This window comes from Bradyrhizobium sp. WSM1417, from assembly GCF_000515415.1.
Lineage (GTDB): Bacteria > Pseudomonadota > Alphaproteobacteria > Rhizobiales > Xanthobacteraceae > Bradyrhizobium.
Genome location: NZ_KI911783.1, coordinates 2,824,024 through 2,836,844 on the forward strand (window position 1 = coordinate 2,824,024; position 12,821 = coordinate 2,836,844).

Consider the following 12,821-nt stretch of genomic DNA (forward strand, 5'->3'; position numbering starts at 1 on the left):
CTTAGGTTTCGTCTAGTCGAAGAACCCTCGTTCTGGCACCATGATGACGTCGCCGGCTCTCAACGCAACGTTACCTTCGAGATCCTCACCGGCCTCATAAGCCCTGTAGTTGAACACGAAGATTGTCTCATCGCCCCCCGGGGCGCGGCGGCGCACCTGTATCCGCTTCTTCGAAGCGTAGGGGCCAAGCCCCCCGGCAAGCGAGATGGCCTGCATCAGTCTGGTGGGCTGCCTGATGACGTAAGGGCCTGGCCGCAAAACCTCGCCTGTGATGAAGATCTTGGGCTTGAGGTCCTCTTCGGGAATGTCCTTGGGGGCGTTGGCCAGTGCGACCGTCACGTCCAGGGCGTCATCTTTGTAGTTTGGCTTCAGCTTCGCTCTGAGCACGTTTTCGAGCGCAAGGGGGGTGAGGCCGCGGGCCCGGATATGGCCGGCCAGCGGAAAGGCGATCTCCCCGAGGGGGTCAACGACCACATTCCGGTCGAGCTTCGGATCCTGCAGCACGGTGATCGAGAGGGTGTCTCCCGGCTTCAGCGTCTGGGAAAAGGCGGATGTGGCAAAGATTGCCATGAACAGTGCCAGCAAAATCGTCCGCATGTTGGTTCCTCTTCGCGAAGGCTCGGATGTGCGAAGTTAAAGTATTAACCCTAATCTTTGCTGAAGAACTCAAGCGAAGACCTGCCCGAGCGGGCAACAGCGGGAAAATAATGGATTTCAGCTACTTAGGGAACCCGGGACAGCTGCTTCACGGGAAAAATGCTGTACTGTTGCTTGTCTGCAATAACGTCCCGAACCAATTGATCGCTCACGACCTTTTGGTCATTGGCGAACCCGTACACCAGAGCGGTGTCGCACAGGACATTGATCATTCGGGGAATCCCGCCGCTGGCGTCCCCGATCAATGCGCAGGCCTCCTGGGTAAACAGCGGGCGTGGGGCGCCAACGGCTTGAAGGCGAAAGGCGATGTAGTTGGCAACCTCCCGGGCGTCCAGCGGTCGCAAGTGAAAATCCGACGAAATCCGCTGGGCGAATTGGTGCAGCTTCGGCAACAGGAGCAAATCTCGCAACTGGGGCTGCCCCACAAGTATAAGTTGTAATACTTGGAACTTGTCCGCGTTGATATTTGAAAGCATCCTCAGGTGCTCAAGGGCTTCCGGCTCGAGATTTTGCGCTTCGTCAATGATCAGGACCGTTCGCCGGCCAGTTGCAAATTGGCCATGGAGGAAGTCTTGCAAGTTCTTGAAAAGATGAGGATAATTTCCGTCAAACGGTTGCCCTAACGCCATCAGGATCCACTGCAAAAGCTCCTCGCGTCCTTGCGGCGACGTGGAAATCAATCCCAGTGTCAGCGTTGGGCTGAGCTTCTTGAGCAGGTGCCGAACGAGGGTTGTCTTGCCGGAGCCGATCTCGCCGGTGATGACGGTGAACCCGGCGTTGTTCATGATGCCAAACTCCAGCATCGTGAACGCCATAGAGTGCATCTTGCCCCAATAGATCAAATCCGGGTCGGGCAGGATCGAGAAGGGCTTCTCGCGCAGCTGGTAAAATGACTCGTACATCCTGCCGTTTCTCTAGCCTACCTCGACCGCCTTATAGCTGAACCCTCGGAAAGCTCGCTATCGATTGCCAAGTCTTGAACGAAATTGCCTAAACAAACGACTCAAGATCATCATTAAGGCTGACGATTTAAAAGCTGTCGCGACGCAATAATTCATGAGCCTCCATGCAATTTCGATGCTAAAATCATTTCAAAGTTTCATACCGCGCACGGACTGGGCCCACTGAAGAGACGTTTCCGCGCTTTGCAGGTCGTGAGCAACCGGGTTCCATAAGACCATGCTGCAGAAGATCGATTTCGAGGACAGTTTTGACGCTCCGGTGGAACAGGACCGGTCGCATCTGTTGAGACCATCCTACTATCTGGACATCATCAAACGACGTTGGGTCGTTTTCCTGGTTCCGTTTGTCTTGATTGCGGCGGCAGGAACCGCGGCCGTGCTGATCTGGCCGCCGACCTACCTTTCCGAGGGCAAGATCCTCGTCCAGTCACAGCAGATCCCGACGGAACTCGTGCGACCAACGGTGACAAGCGCCGCGCAAGAGCGAATCCAGGTTATTCAACAGCGCACGATGACGCGCGATAATCTCATCGCGATCGCTGATAAATTCCAGCTGTTCCCCGAGAAGCGGACGCTAATGTCGGTCACCGAGTTGGTCGACCTGATGAAGAAATCCACCAAGATCGCGCCAGTCGATCCGATCCTGGATTTCAAGCGGCAGACGCGGGCGGCTTTGGAGAATCCGACGATCGTCTTTTCGGTTGGTTTTGAATATGGGGATCCAGCCGTTGCGGCTCGTGTTGCCAACGAGCTGATGACGCGAATTTTGAATGAAGACCTTCGCGACCGAACCAGCCGTGCGACCGATACATCGCGCTTTCTGTCTCGAGAGGTCCAACGTCTGCAGACCGAGAATACGGCGCTAGATGCAAAGATTGCTCAGATTCGGATTGCTCAGGGCAAACCTGCAACGGGGTCCGGTCAGGATCAGCCGCCCAGCACGCTTGCGCAAATGAAGGCGGAGCTAGTCCAGAAGAGCGCGCTTTATTCGGACAAGCATCCGATGATCCAAACGTTGAAGCGCCAGATCAAGGCGATGGAGAATGTGGCTCAACCGCCGGCAGCGAATGGAAACGACGCTGCGGCGGCTGCAAGCCTGGATGCCCTTGTTGCACAGCAGGAGGGTCTACAAAAGAACCTCGAAGCTGCCACGGCCAAGCTGATGGCCGCGAGGCTTGGCGAAACTCTCGAGAAGGACCAGCAGTCCGAAAAGCTCGAGGTGATCGAGCAGCCCACCGCTCCTCAGGAACCCATCAAGCCGCATCGCCCGAAGCTGCTAGCCCTCACCATTGCGTTCGCGTTGGCAGCCGGCGCGGGCCTCTCCTTTGTCCTTGAACTGACCGACAAGGCTGTCAGGCGCAGCAGCGATTTGTTCACCATTGTTGACAACCGTCTTATCGTCCCGATTCCTTATATCGCAACGAAGGCCGAGTTGCGCCGCGCGAAGCGCCGCAAGATCGCGGCAATCGTGCTGGCGGTCGTGATTGTGGTCAGCCTCATTGGCGGCGCTTACGTCTTCCTGCCACCACTCGATCTCATGCTCGCCAAGGCGCGGGCAGGGCTGTTCCGGTAACTCAGAGGTTCCCATGGACTCGATCAAGCAGGCCGTGGAGCTCGCGCGCTCCGGTGACAGTCTGGCACATCAGGAGTTCATCGGTGGATCGAAGCCGATTGCAACGGGGCAGGAGACTGCGTCCGCGCGCGAAGTGCGCCTCGATGTGGATCATCTCGAGGCCAATCGCATTGTGGCGTTCGCGACCGGGAGCGAAAGCGGTCGCTATTACGACATGCTGCGGACCCAGGTGCTTCAGGAGATGGACAAGAAGAACTGGCAATTCCTGGCCATTACCTCGCCTACAGCTGGATGCGGAAAAACCGTGACCGCATGCAATCTGGCGATGAGTATTGCGAGGCTTCCTGAACGTTCTGCGGTGGTTGTGGATCTCGATCTACGAAAGCCAATGGTCGCAAACTACCTCGGCTTGCCGCCGAGCGGCGGGGTGCTGAGTGTGCTGGACGGGCAGGTGCCGATTTCGTCCGCTGTCATCAAAGCGGGAGTGGGACCTAACAGCCTGTTCCTGTTACCTGGCTCGATACCGACGTCCGGCTCGTCTGAATGGATGTCTTCGCAGACGATGACGACCTTGCTTCAGGCAATCAAGCGGGAGTTCCGGTCCCACACAGTGATCTTTGATTTGCCCCCGATGCTGCTTGGCGATGACGTGATTTCCATTCTTCCTCGCATGGATGCCGTCTTGCTCGTGACCGGCGTGGGAAGCTCATCCGTGGCTGACGTCAAAGAATGTCAGAAACACTTAGACCGTGTCCCGGTCGTGCGAGTGGTCGTGAACAAGGTGTCGGAGGATGTGGATACCTACTACGGGTCTTATTATTGAGTAGCATCGATCGATCAAGTAGGAGGGACGACGGAGGTCGTTTCATTGCGTATCAATCGTTCCGGGGGGAACGAAGGCCGCAATCTCTGCCGCAGGTACGAAGTACTTCGCGACGTCGTAGTTTTCTTCTTTCTTGGTGACCTGATTGATCCGCTTTTGGCTGATCTTACGACTCATGATGCCAAGCAGGCACTTCTCCTTCACGTCAAAAACGCCTGATCCCGAGTTGCCCGTCTTAGCCACGTCCACAATGGCTGTGCTGAAGCGCCGAGCTCCCAGCGGAATTCGGTCAGGGGCAATGATGTGAGAGCGAACGACGGCTTCAGGGATGACAGTGACGACCTCCTGGCCTGGTCGAGGCGGAGCGTCACACAGACGCAGGCGCCGTAGCCTCAACCGCATGGGCAAGAGGTTTTCTTCCACGGCCAGCAAAGTGAGGTCCGTTCCCTCGAGCTTGCCCTCCTTGACGACCTGGGTGGGGTACTCATGATCGGCGATCGTGACTTTTGGCCGTGTGAACCAGGTTCGCCCCCCCACGTGAGCCGCCGTCAGGAATTTGCCTTTTCCAAGAAAAATGCCGTAGCCAGGCCCCCATGTCTGCATGGGGGTCTGGTGGATATTCACCGCATAAGCAAGCAGAGTATCTTCCGGCATCTGTGCGGTAGCCGCTCCAGCCGTCGGGAGCTGCAACGTCAGGTACACCAAGAGCCCAACAAAAGAACCAGCTGCTCTGCGACCTGCGGAGCGAGAATGATCACCTGTGTTGTACCTGCCTACCGAGCGCATCGTGATCCAGGGCAATCAGGATTTTCCCAGGAAGAAGCCTCTTTCCTGGGCAGGCAGCGCAACCAGCAAATCCTTGATGAATTGATCCTGCAATTTGAACGAAGCTTCCTTGCTCAGGCCGATCGTCGATATTCTGAACAAGGACCCGTCGGGAAGGATGCCGCGTAAGCCGTATTTCAAACGGCTGATCTGATTGTCGACGACCCCGTTCGAGACGTCATCGCCGATCTTCATCCAGTAGGTGATAGGCTCGAAGCGCGACTCGCGCTCTGCAATCAACCTCGTGACCTTCAGCGACCCACCGGAATAGTTCAGGCTGGAGCTGTTCTTGTCCGAGACGCGAAATCCGTTAGCCGTGTAGCAGATCTCGGGGCGGTGCGCCTTGAGCTTATAATTTTGCACCGGGCCGTATGCGACCAGCAGCATGACGATGTGACCGGCGCCATCCGTGTAGCCCCGTGCCACTTCCTGGCTGTAAACTTTCGCGGAGAGGGGATCCGGGGGCTGCACAAAAGCTTCGGGGTCTACAGGCTTGACCGGGCTGATCTCGGGGACAAGCTTCCAGTTCGCGAACTGTTTCGGAATGACTGTTTCCAGGCTTTGGGAAGCCGTGGTACGGGCCATCAATTGCCGGGGCGCAAACAGCTCGGCAGCTATGGCGGTCCCCGCAATTGCAATTGCCGCGAGAACAACCCCAACTCGGTTGGACTTCATTGTGTGCTCCTGTTCAAACAATCGATAGCCGTCCATTGGCCCAAAATATAGGGGCGACAGCCCTGAATTACCTCACGAAATCGTCACGAGAGGTTCATTGTCCATAAATCCCGGCATTAATCTAAATATCTGAATTTAAGCCCGGCTCAACCTCGTGTCTCGACGGCCGCGGTATAGCCACCTAATGATTGAGCTTACATTTCCTGTTCCGAGCAAGTCTAGGCCGCTCGGCGCGTATCATGATCAACTGCAAACACGGAGCGTCAGGTGAAAAGGCTTGCCAATTTGCGCACTTGGGGCCTGGCCCTGTTCCTGACCGCGTCCGGTCTTGCCTTGGCCTCGTGCGGTCAGCAAAGCGGGGAGAAGGCAGCTGCTACCAAAGGGCAGGTGGTCGCTCGCGTGGGCAACGAGGTCATTACGACGCAGGAGCTCGACAATGAGTTCAGGCTGGCCGGCATCACACCGGACAAACAGAAAGATCCAGAGGTTCTAAAGCGCGTCCTCGGTGAGATCGTTGTTCGCAAGTATTTGCTGCAGCAGGCCATGAACGCGAAACTGGACCGCGAGCCGGGAGTCCTGTTGGATTTATTGCGCGTGCGTGAGCAGGTTCTTGGCAACGCGGTGCTGAACCGCGCAGCATCAGCCAAAGCGCCGACCAAAGCCGATATCGACCGCTACATCGCGAAAAACACATGGAAGTTCGCCGATCGCAAGCTGTTCAGCGTCGACGAAGTCGTCATTCCGCTCACTCCTGCCACCCAGAATTTTGTAAACGCCAACAAGGACGCCAAATCGCTGGACGAACTTCTTCAGCAACTGACAACAAGCGGAATTCCACATGGTCGCCAGCTCGGCGTACTCTCGAGCAGCGACCTGCCTGAGGAGCTTGTCGGATTAATTCAAAAGCGGAAGGACGATGATATCTTCTTCACCAGGATCGGCTCAAACGGGCTCTTCTTCAAGGTCAGGGCTGAGGAAGCTCGTCCGATCGAAGGAGATGCCGCTGTCAATCTGGCGCGGCAGATGATCCGATCGGACGCCCTTGCAGCAGAATTGGGCCTTGCGGCCTATTCGGCGAAACTCGAAGCCAAATACGAGGGCGAGTACGCCGACCTCATGAAGCAGGGGGAGCCCAAGTCGCAATGACCCGCATTCGAGTTCGTCCGCCCAGCCATTCCCTTTTCACCAGCGTGGAACATGGCAACATTATTTGACGTCGTCACCGTTACGAGCTTTGTCGGATTGGTCATCGCTTTCTTTCAGTTCTCCGACCGCGAGATCCGGACTCTCGTCTATTTTATGCTGTCAGGTATCGTGTTTGCCGTTGCCAATCAGGTCGGCAATGCCGGGCATTATATCCTCGCCGGAATTTTGATCCTGGCGGGAATAGGGTTTGCCGCACTGGTCCTCAAGAGATAGTCGATTGTTGGCGCAGGCAAGCGATGCTAGTTTCTACGTCCAGGTGGAATTGATATTTAATTACAGAGCTTGAATTGATGACCGATATCCATATCCGCAAGTCGCTTGGAACTGGTCTGTCCGCTTCCCTGCTCGGGCCCGTATTGATGGGGGTGGCCATCCTCGGCGCCTACACGCCCACCATTCGAGGCTTGATTAACGGCCCATGGCAGACGGAACAGGAGGGCCACGGTCCCCTTATCATCGCAGCGACGCTGTGGCTGATTTGGCAATCGCGCGACCGCGTGATGCGCGCCAAGATCGCACCTGCACCGGTCATGGGTTGGGCCATCTTGGCCATCGGATTGGTGTTTTTGTACCTTTCGCGGTTGCAGCAAGGGCTGCTGACCGTCGAAATGGGGTCGATCTTGCCGGTGATCGTTGGATCGATCCTGATCTGCGCGGGTTGGCCTACGCTTCGGGCCTTGGCCTTTCCGCTCAGCTTTCTGGTCTTCGCGGTGCCGATGCCTGACTGGCTCGTCGACGCAATGACGGTCCCGTTGAAGGTCTTCATTTCCGATACGGTGACTCGAGTCCTTTACGCTGCGGGCTTCCCTGTCGCGCAGAACGGCGTCATGATCATGATCGGATCCTATCAGCTCCTGGTCAAGGATGCTTGCTCCGGCATGAACTCGATTTTCGCCTTGTCCGCGATCGGGGTGTTTTACGTCTACGCATTCAGATGGAAAGAAAAGCTCCGCAGCTTCATGCTCATATTGGGGATCATTCCTATTACGATCCTCGCCAACTTTTTCCGCGTGTTTGCGCTGGTGCTGATGGCCTACTATGGCGGCCCTGATCTTATCGAGGGCACCATTCATGATCTGACAGGAATCAGCCTGTTTGTGGCAGCGCTTCTCCTCCTGTTCGCTTTCGACGGTGTTCTCGGAATTATCGGTAGCCTCGTGACGAGATCGCGGGGCAAAGTGGCTGCTACGTGACACGCCCGCCGGTGATCTTGAGCTCCGTTGTCCAAGACTAAGTGGGGTAGGGGCGCCGACAAAGGTTCTAGCCTAATGTCGGGCCCAATCGATGCGGTTCTCTCAGGAAATCCGCCGCGACACGGTGGCTCTCTTAAGGGCTGACCATGAGTCTTACCTATGCCATTCCTGACCTCCATGGCCGGCTCGATTTACTCGAGCGGGCGTTGTCGCGGATTCTCGAGCACGTCGGTCCTCAGACGGCGCGTGTCATCACCCTGGGCGACTACGTTGATCGAGGACCGAACAGCCGCGAGGTGATCGAATTCCTGATGCGGTGGTCGTTTCCGAATTTGCAGCTAACGGCCTTGAAGGGGAATCACGAGGCGATGATGTGGGAGGCTTGCAACAATCTTGTCGAAGCTACGTGGTGGATCGAGAACGGGGGCAACGAGACGTTGGCTTCCTACGGCGAGTTCCTTCCCGGCATGCCGCTTCGGACTGTGGTTCCACCGCATCACCTGGCATGGATTGCTGAGCTTCCGACCCTGTTTGCCGACTCGAAGCGCGTATTTGTGCATGCAGGATTGGATTCACGGCTTCCTCTCAGCCAGCAAAGCGAACGGACGCTGCTATGGAAGCGCTATCCCAAGCGAGGGGCGTCGGGGTATGGCAGCCGGCATGTTGTCCACGGACATGATGCGGACGAACGGGCACCTTTAGTGTCAAGTGGCAAGACAAACTTGGATGCAATGGCCTGGAAGACGGGGCGTCTCGTCGTGGGAGTGTTTGCAGAAGAGCATCCTGGGGGAGCGGTCGAGTTTCTAGAGGTAGTCGAAAGTCCGCTCTGATTACGACCGCCCCGAAAGAGCTAGGCCTGTTTCAACTACGCTGCCTGAAACAGTTCGGCTAAACGCAGGGACTCACGATCGATGTCGTGAAGATCGATGACTTTTGTTCGAGCGCTCTCTCCCATGCTTTCGATCTCCTCGTCGGAGCATTGGAGGCAAGCCTGCATGGCGGTCGCAAGGCTGTCCACGTCTCCCGCGGGAACAAGCCAGCCGTGCTTGCCCGGCTCGACCAATTCAGGAATACCCGCGACGAAAGTGCTGATCACGGGACGTCGCAGCGCCATGGCTTCCATGAGTACGACGGGAAGGCCTTCTGCGAAGCTTGGTAAGACCAGCGCCCTGGAGGCCAGGATGTGCCCCCGCACTTGGTCGCTTGTGATCCAGCCCGTAATTCGCACGACCGCCTGCAACTGGAGTTGCTCGATGCTGTGCTCCAGCTCTGCTCTCATCTCGCCATCGCCCGCAAGAACAAGCTCGAATTTGACGCCCGCGTCGATCAGCCGTCTTGCAGCCTGCAGCAGCAACAGCTGCCCTTTTTGCTCAGAGAGTCTTCCAACACAAACAAGTCGGGGTATCTCAGTCGGCTGCCTTATTGTGTCATGCTCGTAGAAGGCGGGTTCAAGGCCGCACCTCACAACCCTTATTTTTTTCCATTGTTCGTAGCCGATCTGACGGAAAAGTTGACTGCGTCCAAACGAGCTGATTGCGACAACAAAGCTGGCGGACCCGATCTTTTCTGCCAAGCCAATGAAACCGGCCTTGTCGAATTCCTCCGGACCGTGGGCTGTGAAGCTCCAAGGTGGCCCGCCCAACGCGTGGGTCAACATTGCGACTTCAGCGGAGTTGGTGCCGAAATGGGCATGGAGATGCTGCGCGTTTTCGGCCCGCAACAAACGATAGATCAGGCACGCCTCAATCAGATAAACAAGGTGGACCGGAAACGGTCGTTCCGCCCGTCGCCCCAGCCTCCATACCAATGCCAGGGCCTTAACCATGTGAACTGGTCGCGATGTAAGCACACAAAGGAATGCGAGCAGAAGGCCCCTGCCGCCCCGATGAAGGACGAAATGTGTGCGCTGCGCTTCAATCTGATCTTCTGGGCTGAGAGGGTCCTCGTTGCCCCCTCGGATTGAGATGCGCAAGATCTCGTGCCCTTGACGTTCGAGCGCGAGAATCTCTCTTCGGATAAAGCTGTGGCTGACTGCCGGGTAGCGATTAACCAGATAGGCGATTTTCATTGGTTCGATCTTGAGGTGTCTTCGAACTGGGCATGGAGATTTGACTGTTGGGTCGTCCTGTTTGTAGCTTCGGAAGCAGTGAATAGCTGTAAGGCGACCAGACCGTTCTTGTTGGAGCATTGTTGACCCCAATGAGTATCCTCGGCCCTGCGGAAAGCAATGGATGTTGGTATTTCTTACAGCATTGAACGCATTGGCGTTAATTCCCACGCTGGTGCTCTTTGTCGAAGTGCTGGGAGCGGTAGCTTCGCGCGATAAGGTGGATGTGCAAATCCCCCAGACGCCCGGCCCGGTCGTCATTGCCGTACCGGCTCACAACGAGAGTTGCGGCATCATCCCCACCTTGATGGACCTAATCCCTCAATTGAGAGAGTGCGATCGTCTGCTCGTGGTGGCCGACAATTGCAACGACGATACGGCAGCAGTTTCGGCCGCACAAGGCGCGGAGGTGCTCCTGCGCGACGAGCCAGATCGACGAGGCAAGGGATACGCAATGGCATGGGCTATCGCCCATCTAAAAGACAATCCGCCTGAATTCGTTCTCTTCGTGGATGCGGATTGTCGGCTGCAGCCAGACTTCGTCTCAAAGACGCTCGACCATTGTGCACAAACGGGTCAGCCTGTTCAGACGCTTTATCTCATGACAAGCGCGCAGGGCGTTCAGGTCGACCAACTTGTCGCAGAGTTAGCTTGGCGGCTGAAGAACTGGATAAGGCCACTGGGGCTACATCATTTTGGCCGACCGGTACAACTGACGGGTGCGGGGATGATGTTCCCCTGGGGGGTGATTGAGTTAGCGCCACTTGCCAGCGGCAACCTCGTCGAGGATTTGAAGTTGGGATTGGACCTGGCTTTAGGCGGCACACCAGCTCGCTTCCTGCCGACAGTCCGAGTAACCAGCGAGTTTGCAGCAACAGAGCGAGGTGCTGAAAGTCAGCGGAAACGTTGGATCGAGGGGCACTTGCGCATGATCGGGGGTTACGTCCCCCGGTTAGTGGCGGCGTCGATCGCGACGCGCAATTTGGACGCGCTGGTTCTCGCGTGTGATCTCCTCGTGCCCCCATTGTCGCTTCTCATACTGATAGCGTTGGGCATGGTGGCGCTGGGAGGCATCTATGCGTGGCTCGGAGGGGCGTTGCTTCCCACAGTGTTGGCCGTTTTGAACCTCTCGTTGCTTGCCGGAGCGCTGGCCTTGGCCTGGCTGAAATTTGGCCGGGACATTTTGCCCGCATCGCGAATTCCTTTGGTGCTAGGGCAAGTTTTGCGAAGGTTCCGTCTCTTGGGAGTCCTTGCGCGTCGGAGCTCTTCCGAGTGGGTACGCACGGATCGCGGTAGACCGGAATAGTTTAAGCGCTGTGCCTCACTGCCCGGGCACCAAGTTCGGCGATCTTTGAAACTACCTGGCTTATCCGTGCTTCAGCGGTTGAGAGGTGCCCGCGTCGCCTCAACTGCATAGTAATTATGCAGAACCTGTCAACGTCGACAGTTTGATGCGGTAGCCAATTATCGCGCGAGATCCAGGATTGAATCCTGCCATCGAGCATCTGCGGAGTTCAACTTTGCGCTGTCGACTGAGTACTTGCGGCTGCTGCAGAAATGTCACGGTGCGACAAGATATTCCTTAAGCAAGCGCATATGTCGCTTCAAGACTCAAAGCACTCGATGTAAGTGGGCATGCCGGCTCCGAAGAGGTCCTGAAAGACATGTCGAATCACATGCCCGACCCGATCACGCGAGTGCTGCTGGCGGCGCTCAATGCCGCCGACGACGTCGTTAAGCGTAAGTTAGATCTTGCCGAGACCATGAGTGGCGAAGTTGCTTCAGTTGCTAAAGCATTGTCGGAATTGACCACCATTCAGCTTCCAATCGCGGATGATCGACAAAATCGCTTCGCGTCGACGATTTGCTTAAGCATGGAAAAGTTCAAGTCAGCCTCTTAATGAGGCTCCGCGATTCAAATCGACAGGATATAAGTCCTTTTTGAATAGTCATTGACGAGAATCTTATTTTGGCTGAGATTCGTGACAACCGAATCATGAGTAGGTTATTTGGGGGACTGGGAAGATGATATTTAGATCGATTATGGCTGCGGCCCTCGTTGTCGGATTTGCTTCACAGGCCTCCGCGAATTTAGTGTCCAATGGTGGGTTTGAGGCTGGCGATTCTAGCTGGACTATAGTTGGCGGTGGCGGGTTTCCTCCCTACACCGGTATCGATACGTTTGCCCCTCATACGGGAGACTATGGAGCATTTATCGGCACGGCAGATAGCTCATCATTTAGTCAGTCCATCCCGACAATGGCGGGCACAGCTTACACGATCTCATTTTGGCTTCAGGTCGAGGCCGATGGGTTTCGTGTGGCAACTCCGAACAGCTTCTCAGTTAGCTTGGGAGGAACGACGTTCGCCTCATTGAGTAATCTCGATATATCGATATATCAGCAGTATTCTTATACCGTCGTTGCCACTCAGAACAATGGTTTGCTGTCTTTCGTAGGCTCGGATAGTCCAGCTTTCTTGGATTTTGACGATATATCGGTCACGGCAGCAGTCCCAGAGCTGTCGACTTGGGCGATGATGATCGTTGGCTTCCTGGGCGTTGGGATCGTGAGCCGCGCCTCTCGTAGATCCAAGGCGCGCCGACAGCGTCTCACCCCTTTTCTCTGAGGGCTTTGAAGCCCTGTCCCACGAGCGAGCGGGCAGTCCAATTACATAGAGTGACCCTTAAGACCGTCCGAGCGAGGTCAAATGATAGGTCACGCGCCCCGATGCGCGAGCCCGCAGTTTGCCTTACCCACTTATGTCCCCGTGGCCGATTGGCGCTGAATGTGATGGCCCC

Annotated in this window: 14 protein-coding genes; 9 read left to right on the top strand and 5 right to left on the bottom strand. The window is 56.3% G+C overall.

Features of this window, described 5'->3' with window-relative positions; genetic code table 11:
* Positions 1 to 12 precede the first annotated feature (12 nt).
* Positions 13 to 597 carry a polysaccharide biosynthesis/export family protein gene (locus tag BRA1417_RS0113590; RefSeq protein WP_035968510.1) on the bottom strand — a complete coding sequence of 195 codons (585 nt, stop codon included), beginning with the start codon at positions 595 to 597 and terminating at the stop codon, positions 13 to 15.
* Between the two features lie 125 nt (positions 598 to 722).
* Positions 723 to 1,559, bottom strand: coding sequence for an ExeA family protein (locus BRA1417_RS0113595; protein ID WP_027516220.1), 837 nt, complete (start codon positions 1,557 to 1,559; stop codon positions 723 to 725).
* Between the two features lie 277 nt (positions 1,560 to 1,836).
* On the opposite strand from BRA1417_RS0113595, the gene BRA1417_RS0113600 reads away from it, so the two are divergent.
* Both BRA1417_RS0113600 and BRA1417_RS0113605 read left to right on the top strand, forming a co-directional pair.
* Positions 1,837 to 3,192, top strand: a complete 1,356-nt coding sequence (locus tag BRA1417_RS0113600) for a sugar transporter (protein ID WP_027516221.1) — start codon at positions 1,837 to 1,839, stop codon at positions 3,190 to 3,192.
* A gap of 13 nt (positions 3,193 to 3,205) precedes the next feature.
* Positions 3,206 to 4,015, top strand: coding sequence for a CpsD/CapB family tyrosine-protein kinase (locus BRA1417_RS0113605; protein WP_027516222.1), 810 nt, complete (start codon positions 3,206 to 3,208; stop codon positions 4,013 to 4,015).
* Positions 4,016 to 4,057: 42 nt separating this feature from the next.
* Here the strand turns inward: BRA1417_RS0113605 and BRA1417_RS0113610 are convergent, their stop codons facing one another.
* Positions 4,058 to 4,669, bottom strand: coding sequence for a serine protease (locus tag BRA1417_RS0113610; protein ID WP_156948734.1), 612 nt, complete (start codon positions 4,667 to 4,669; stop codon positions 4,058 to 4,060).
* Between the two features lie 147 nt (positions 4,670 to 4,816).
* Complete coding sequence (epsI, locus tag BRA1417_RS0113615) at positions 4,817 to 5,515, bottom strand: exosortase-associated protein EpsI, V-type (protein ID WP_035969360.1); 699 nt, start codon at positions 5,513 to 5,515, stop codon at positions 4,817 to 4,819.
* Between the two features lie 267 nt (positions 5,516 to 5,782).
* Between epsI and BRA1417_RS40395 the strand changes: the two genes are divergently transcribed.
* From BRA1417_RS40395 to BRA1417_RS0113635, 4 genes are all read left to right on the top strand, one after another.
* Positions 5,783 to 6,661, top strand: a complete 879-nt coding sequence (locus BRA1417_RS40395) for a SurA N-terminal domain-containing protein (protein ID WP_156526808.1) — start codon at positions 5,783 to 5,785, stop codon at positions 6,659 to 6,661.
* A 51-nt stretch (positions 6,662 to 6,712) separates the two neighbouring features.
* Positions 6,713 to 6,934 carry an XrtV sorting system accessory protein gene (locus BRA1417_RS0113625; RefSeq protein WP_027516225.1) on the top strand — a complete coding sequence of 74 codons (222 nt, stop codon included), beginning with the start codon at positions 6,713 to 6,715 and terminating at the stop codon, positions 6,932 to 6,934.
* A gap of 77 nt (positions 6,935 to 7,011) precedes the next feature.
* Positions 7,012 to 7,914: an exosortase gene (gene xrt / locus BRA1417_RS40400; protein WP_084462226.1), complete on the top strand. Its 903-nt coding sequence runs from the start codon at positions 7,012 to 7,014 to the stop codon at positions 7,912 to 7,914.
* A 146-nt stretch (positions 7,915 to 8,060) separates the two neighbouring features.
* A complete protein-coding gene (locus BRA1417_RS0113635; protein WP_027516226.1) occupies positions 8,061 to 8,744 on the top strand; it encodes a metallophosphoesterase family protein in 684 nt (227 codons plus the stop codon).
* A gap of 35 nt (positions 8,745 to 8,779) precedes the next feature.
* Here the strand turns inward: BRA1417_RS0113635 and BRA1417_RS0113640 are convergent, their stop codons facing one another.
* Positions 8,780 to 9,982: a glycosyltransferase gene (locus BRA1417_RS0113640; protein WP_027516227.1), complete on the bottom strand. Its 1,203-nt coding sequence runs from the start codon at positions 9,980 to 9,982 to the stop codon at positions 8,780 to 8,782.
* Between the two features lie 163 nt (positions 9,983 to 10,145).
* Between BRA1417_RS0113640 and BRA1417_RS0113645 the strand changes: the two genes are divergently transcribed.
* The 3 genes from BRA1417_RS0113645 to BRA1417_RS44010 all read left to right on the top strand — a co-directional run bounded on the left by BRA1417_RS0113645 (position 10,146) and on the right by BRA1417_RS44010 (position 12,649).
* Positions 10,146 to 11,327, top strand: a complete 1,182-nt coding sequence (locus BRA1417_RS0113645; protein WP_027516228.1) for a glycosyltransferase family 2 protein — start codon at positions 10,146 to 10,148, stop codon at positions 11,325 to 11,327.
* 370 nt (positions 11,328 to 11,697) lie between these two features.
* Complete coding sequence (locus tag BRA1417_RS0113650) at positions 11,698 to 11,922, top strand: hypothetical protein (RefSeq protein ID WP_027516229.1); 225 nt, start codon at positions 11,698 to 11,700, stop codon at positions 11,920 to 11,922.
* Positions 11,923 to 12,046: 124 nt separating this feature from the next.
* On the top strand, positions 12,047 to 12,649 hold the full coding sequence (locus BRA1417_RS44010) for a hypothetical protein (RefSeq protein WP_156948735.1): 603 nt from the start codon (positions 12,047 to 12,049) through the stop codon (positions 12,647 to 12,649).
* Positions 12,650 to 12,821: the final 172 nt, after the last annotated feature.

Excerpts from the sequence above, each read along its gene's own strand:
- BRA1417_RS0113595 (WP_027516220.1), bottom strand. The coding sequence starts at position 1,559 with ATGTACGAGTCATTTTACCAGCTGCGCGAGAAGCCCTTCTCGATCCTG.
- BRA1417_RS0113590 (WP_035968510.1), bottom strand. The coding sequence starts at position 597 with ATGCGGACGATTTTGCTGGCACTGTTCATGGCAATCTTTGCCACATCC.
- BRA1417_RS0113640 (WP_027516227.1), bottom strand. The coding sequence starts at position 9,982 with ATGAAAATCGCCTATCTGGTTAATCGCTACCCGGCAGTCAGCCACAGC.
- BRA1417_RS0113650 (WP_027516229.1), top strand. The coding sequence starts at position 11,698 with ATGCCCGACCCGATCACGCGAGTGCTGCTGGCGGCGCTCAATGCCGCC.
- BRA1417_RS0113635 (WP_027516226.1), top strand. The coding sequence starts at position 8,061 with ATGAGTCTTACCTATGCCATTCCTGACCTCCATGGCCGGCTCGATTTA.
- BRA1417_RS0113600 (WP_027516221.1), top strand. The coding sequence starts at position 1,837 with ATGCTGCAGAAGATCGATTTCGAGGACAGTTTTGACGCTCCGGTGGAA.
- xrt (WP_084462226.1), top strand. The coding sequence starts at position 7,012 with ATGACCGATATCCATATCCGCAAGTCGCTTGGAACTGGTCTGTCCGCT.
- BRA1417_RS0113605 (WP_027516222.1), top strand. The coding sequence starts at position 3,206 with ATGGACTCGATCAAGCAGGCCGTGGAGCTCGCGCGCTCCGGTGACAGT.
- BRA1417_RS0113625 (WP_027516225.1), top strand. The coding sequence starts at position 6,713 with ATGGCAACATTATTTGACGTCGTCACCGTTACGAGCTTTGTCGGATTG.
- epsI (WP_035969360.1), bottom strand. The coding sequence starts at position 5,515 with ATGAAGTCCAACCGAGTTGGGGTTGTTCTCGCGGCAATTGCAATTGCG.
- BRA1417_RS0113645 (WP_027516228.1), top strand. The coding sequence starts at position 10,146 with ATGTTGGTATTTCTTACAGCATTGAACGCATTGGCGTTAATTCCCACG.
- BRA1417_RS0113610 (WP_156948734.1), bottom strand. The coding sequence starts at position 4,669 with ATGCCGGAAGATACTCTGCTTGCTTATGCGGTGAATATCCACCAGACC.
- BRA1417_RS44010 (WP_156948735.1), top strand. The coding sequence starts at position 12,047 with ATGATATTTAGATCGATTATGGCTGCGGCCCTCGTTGTCGGATTTGCT.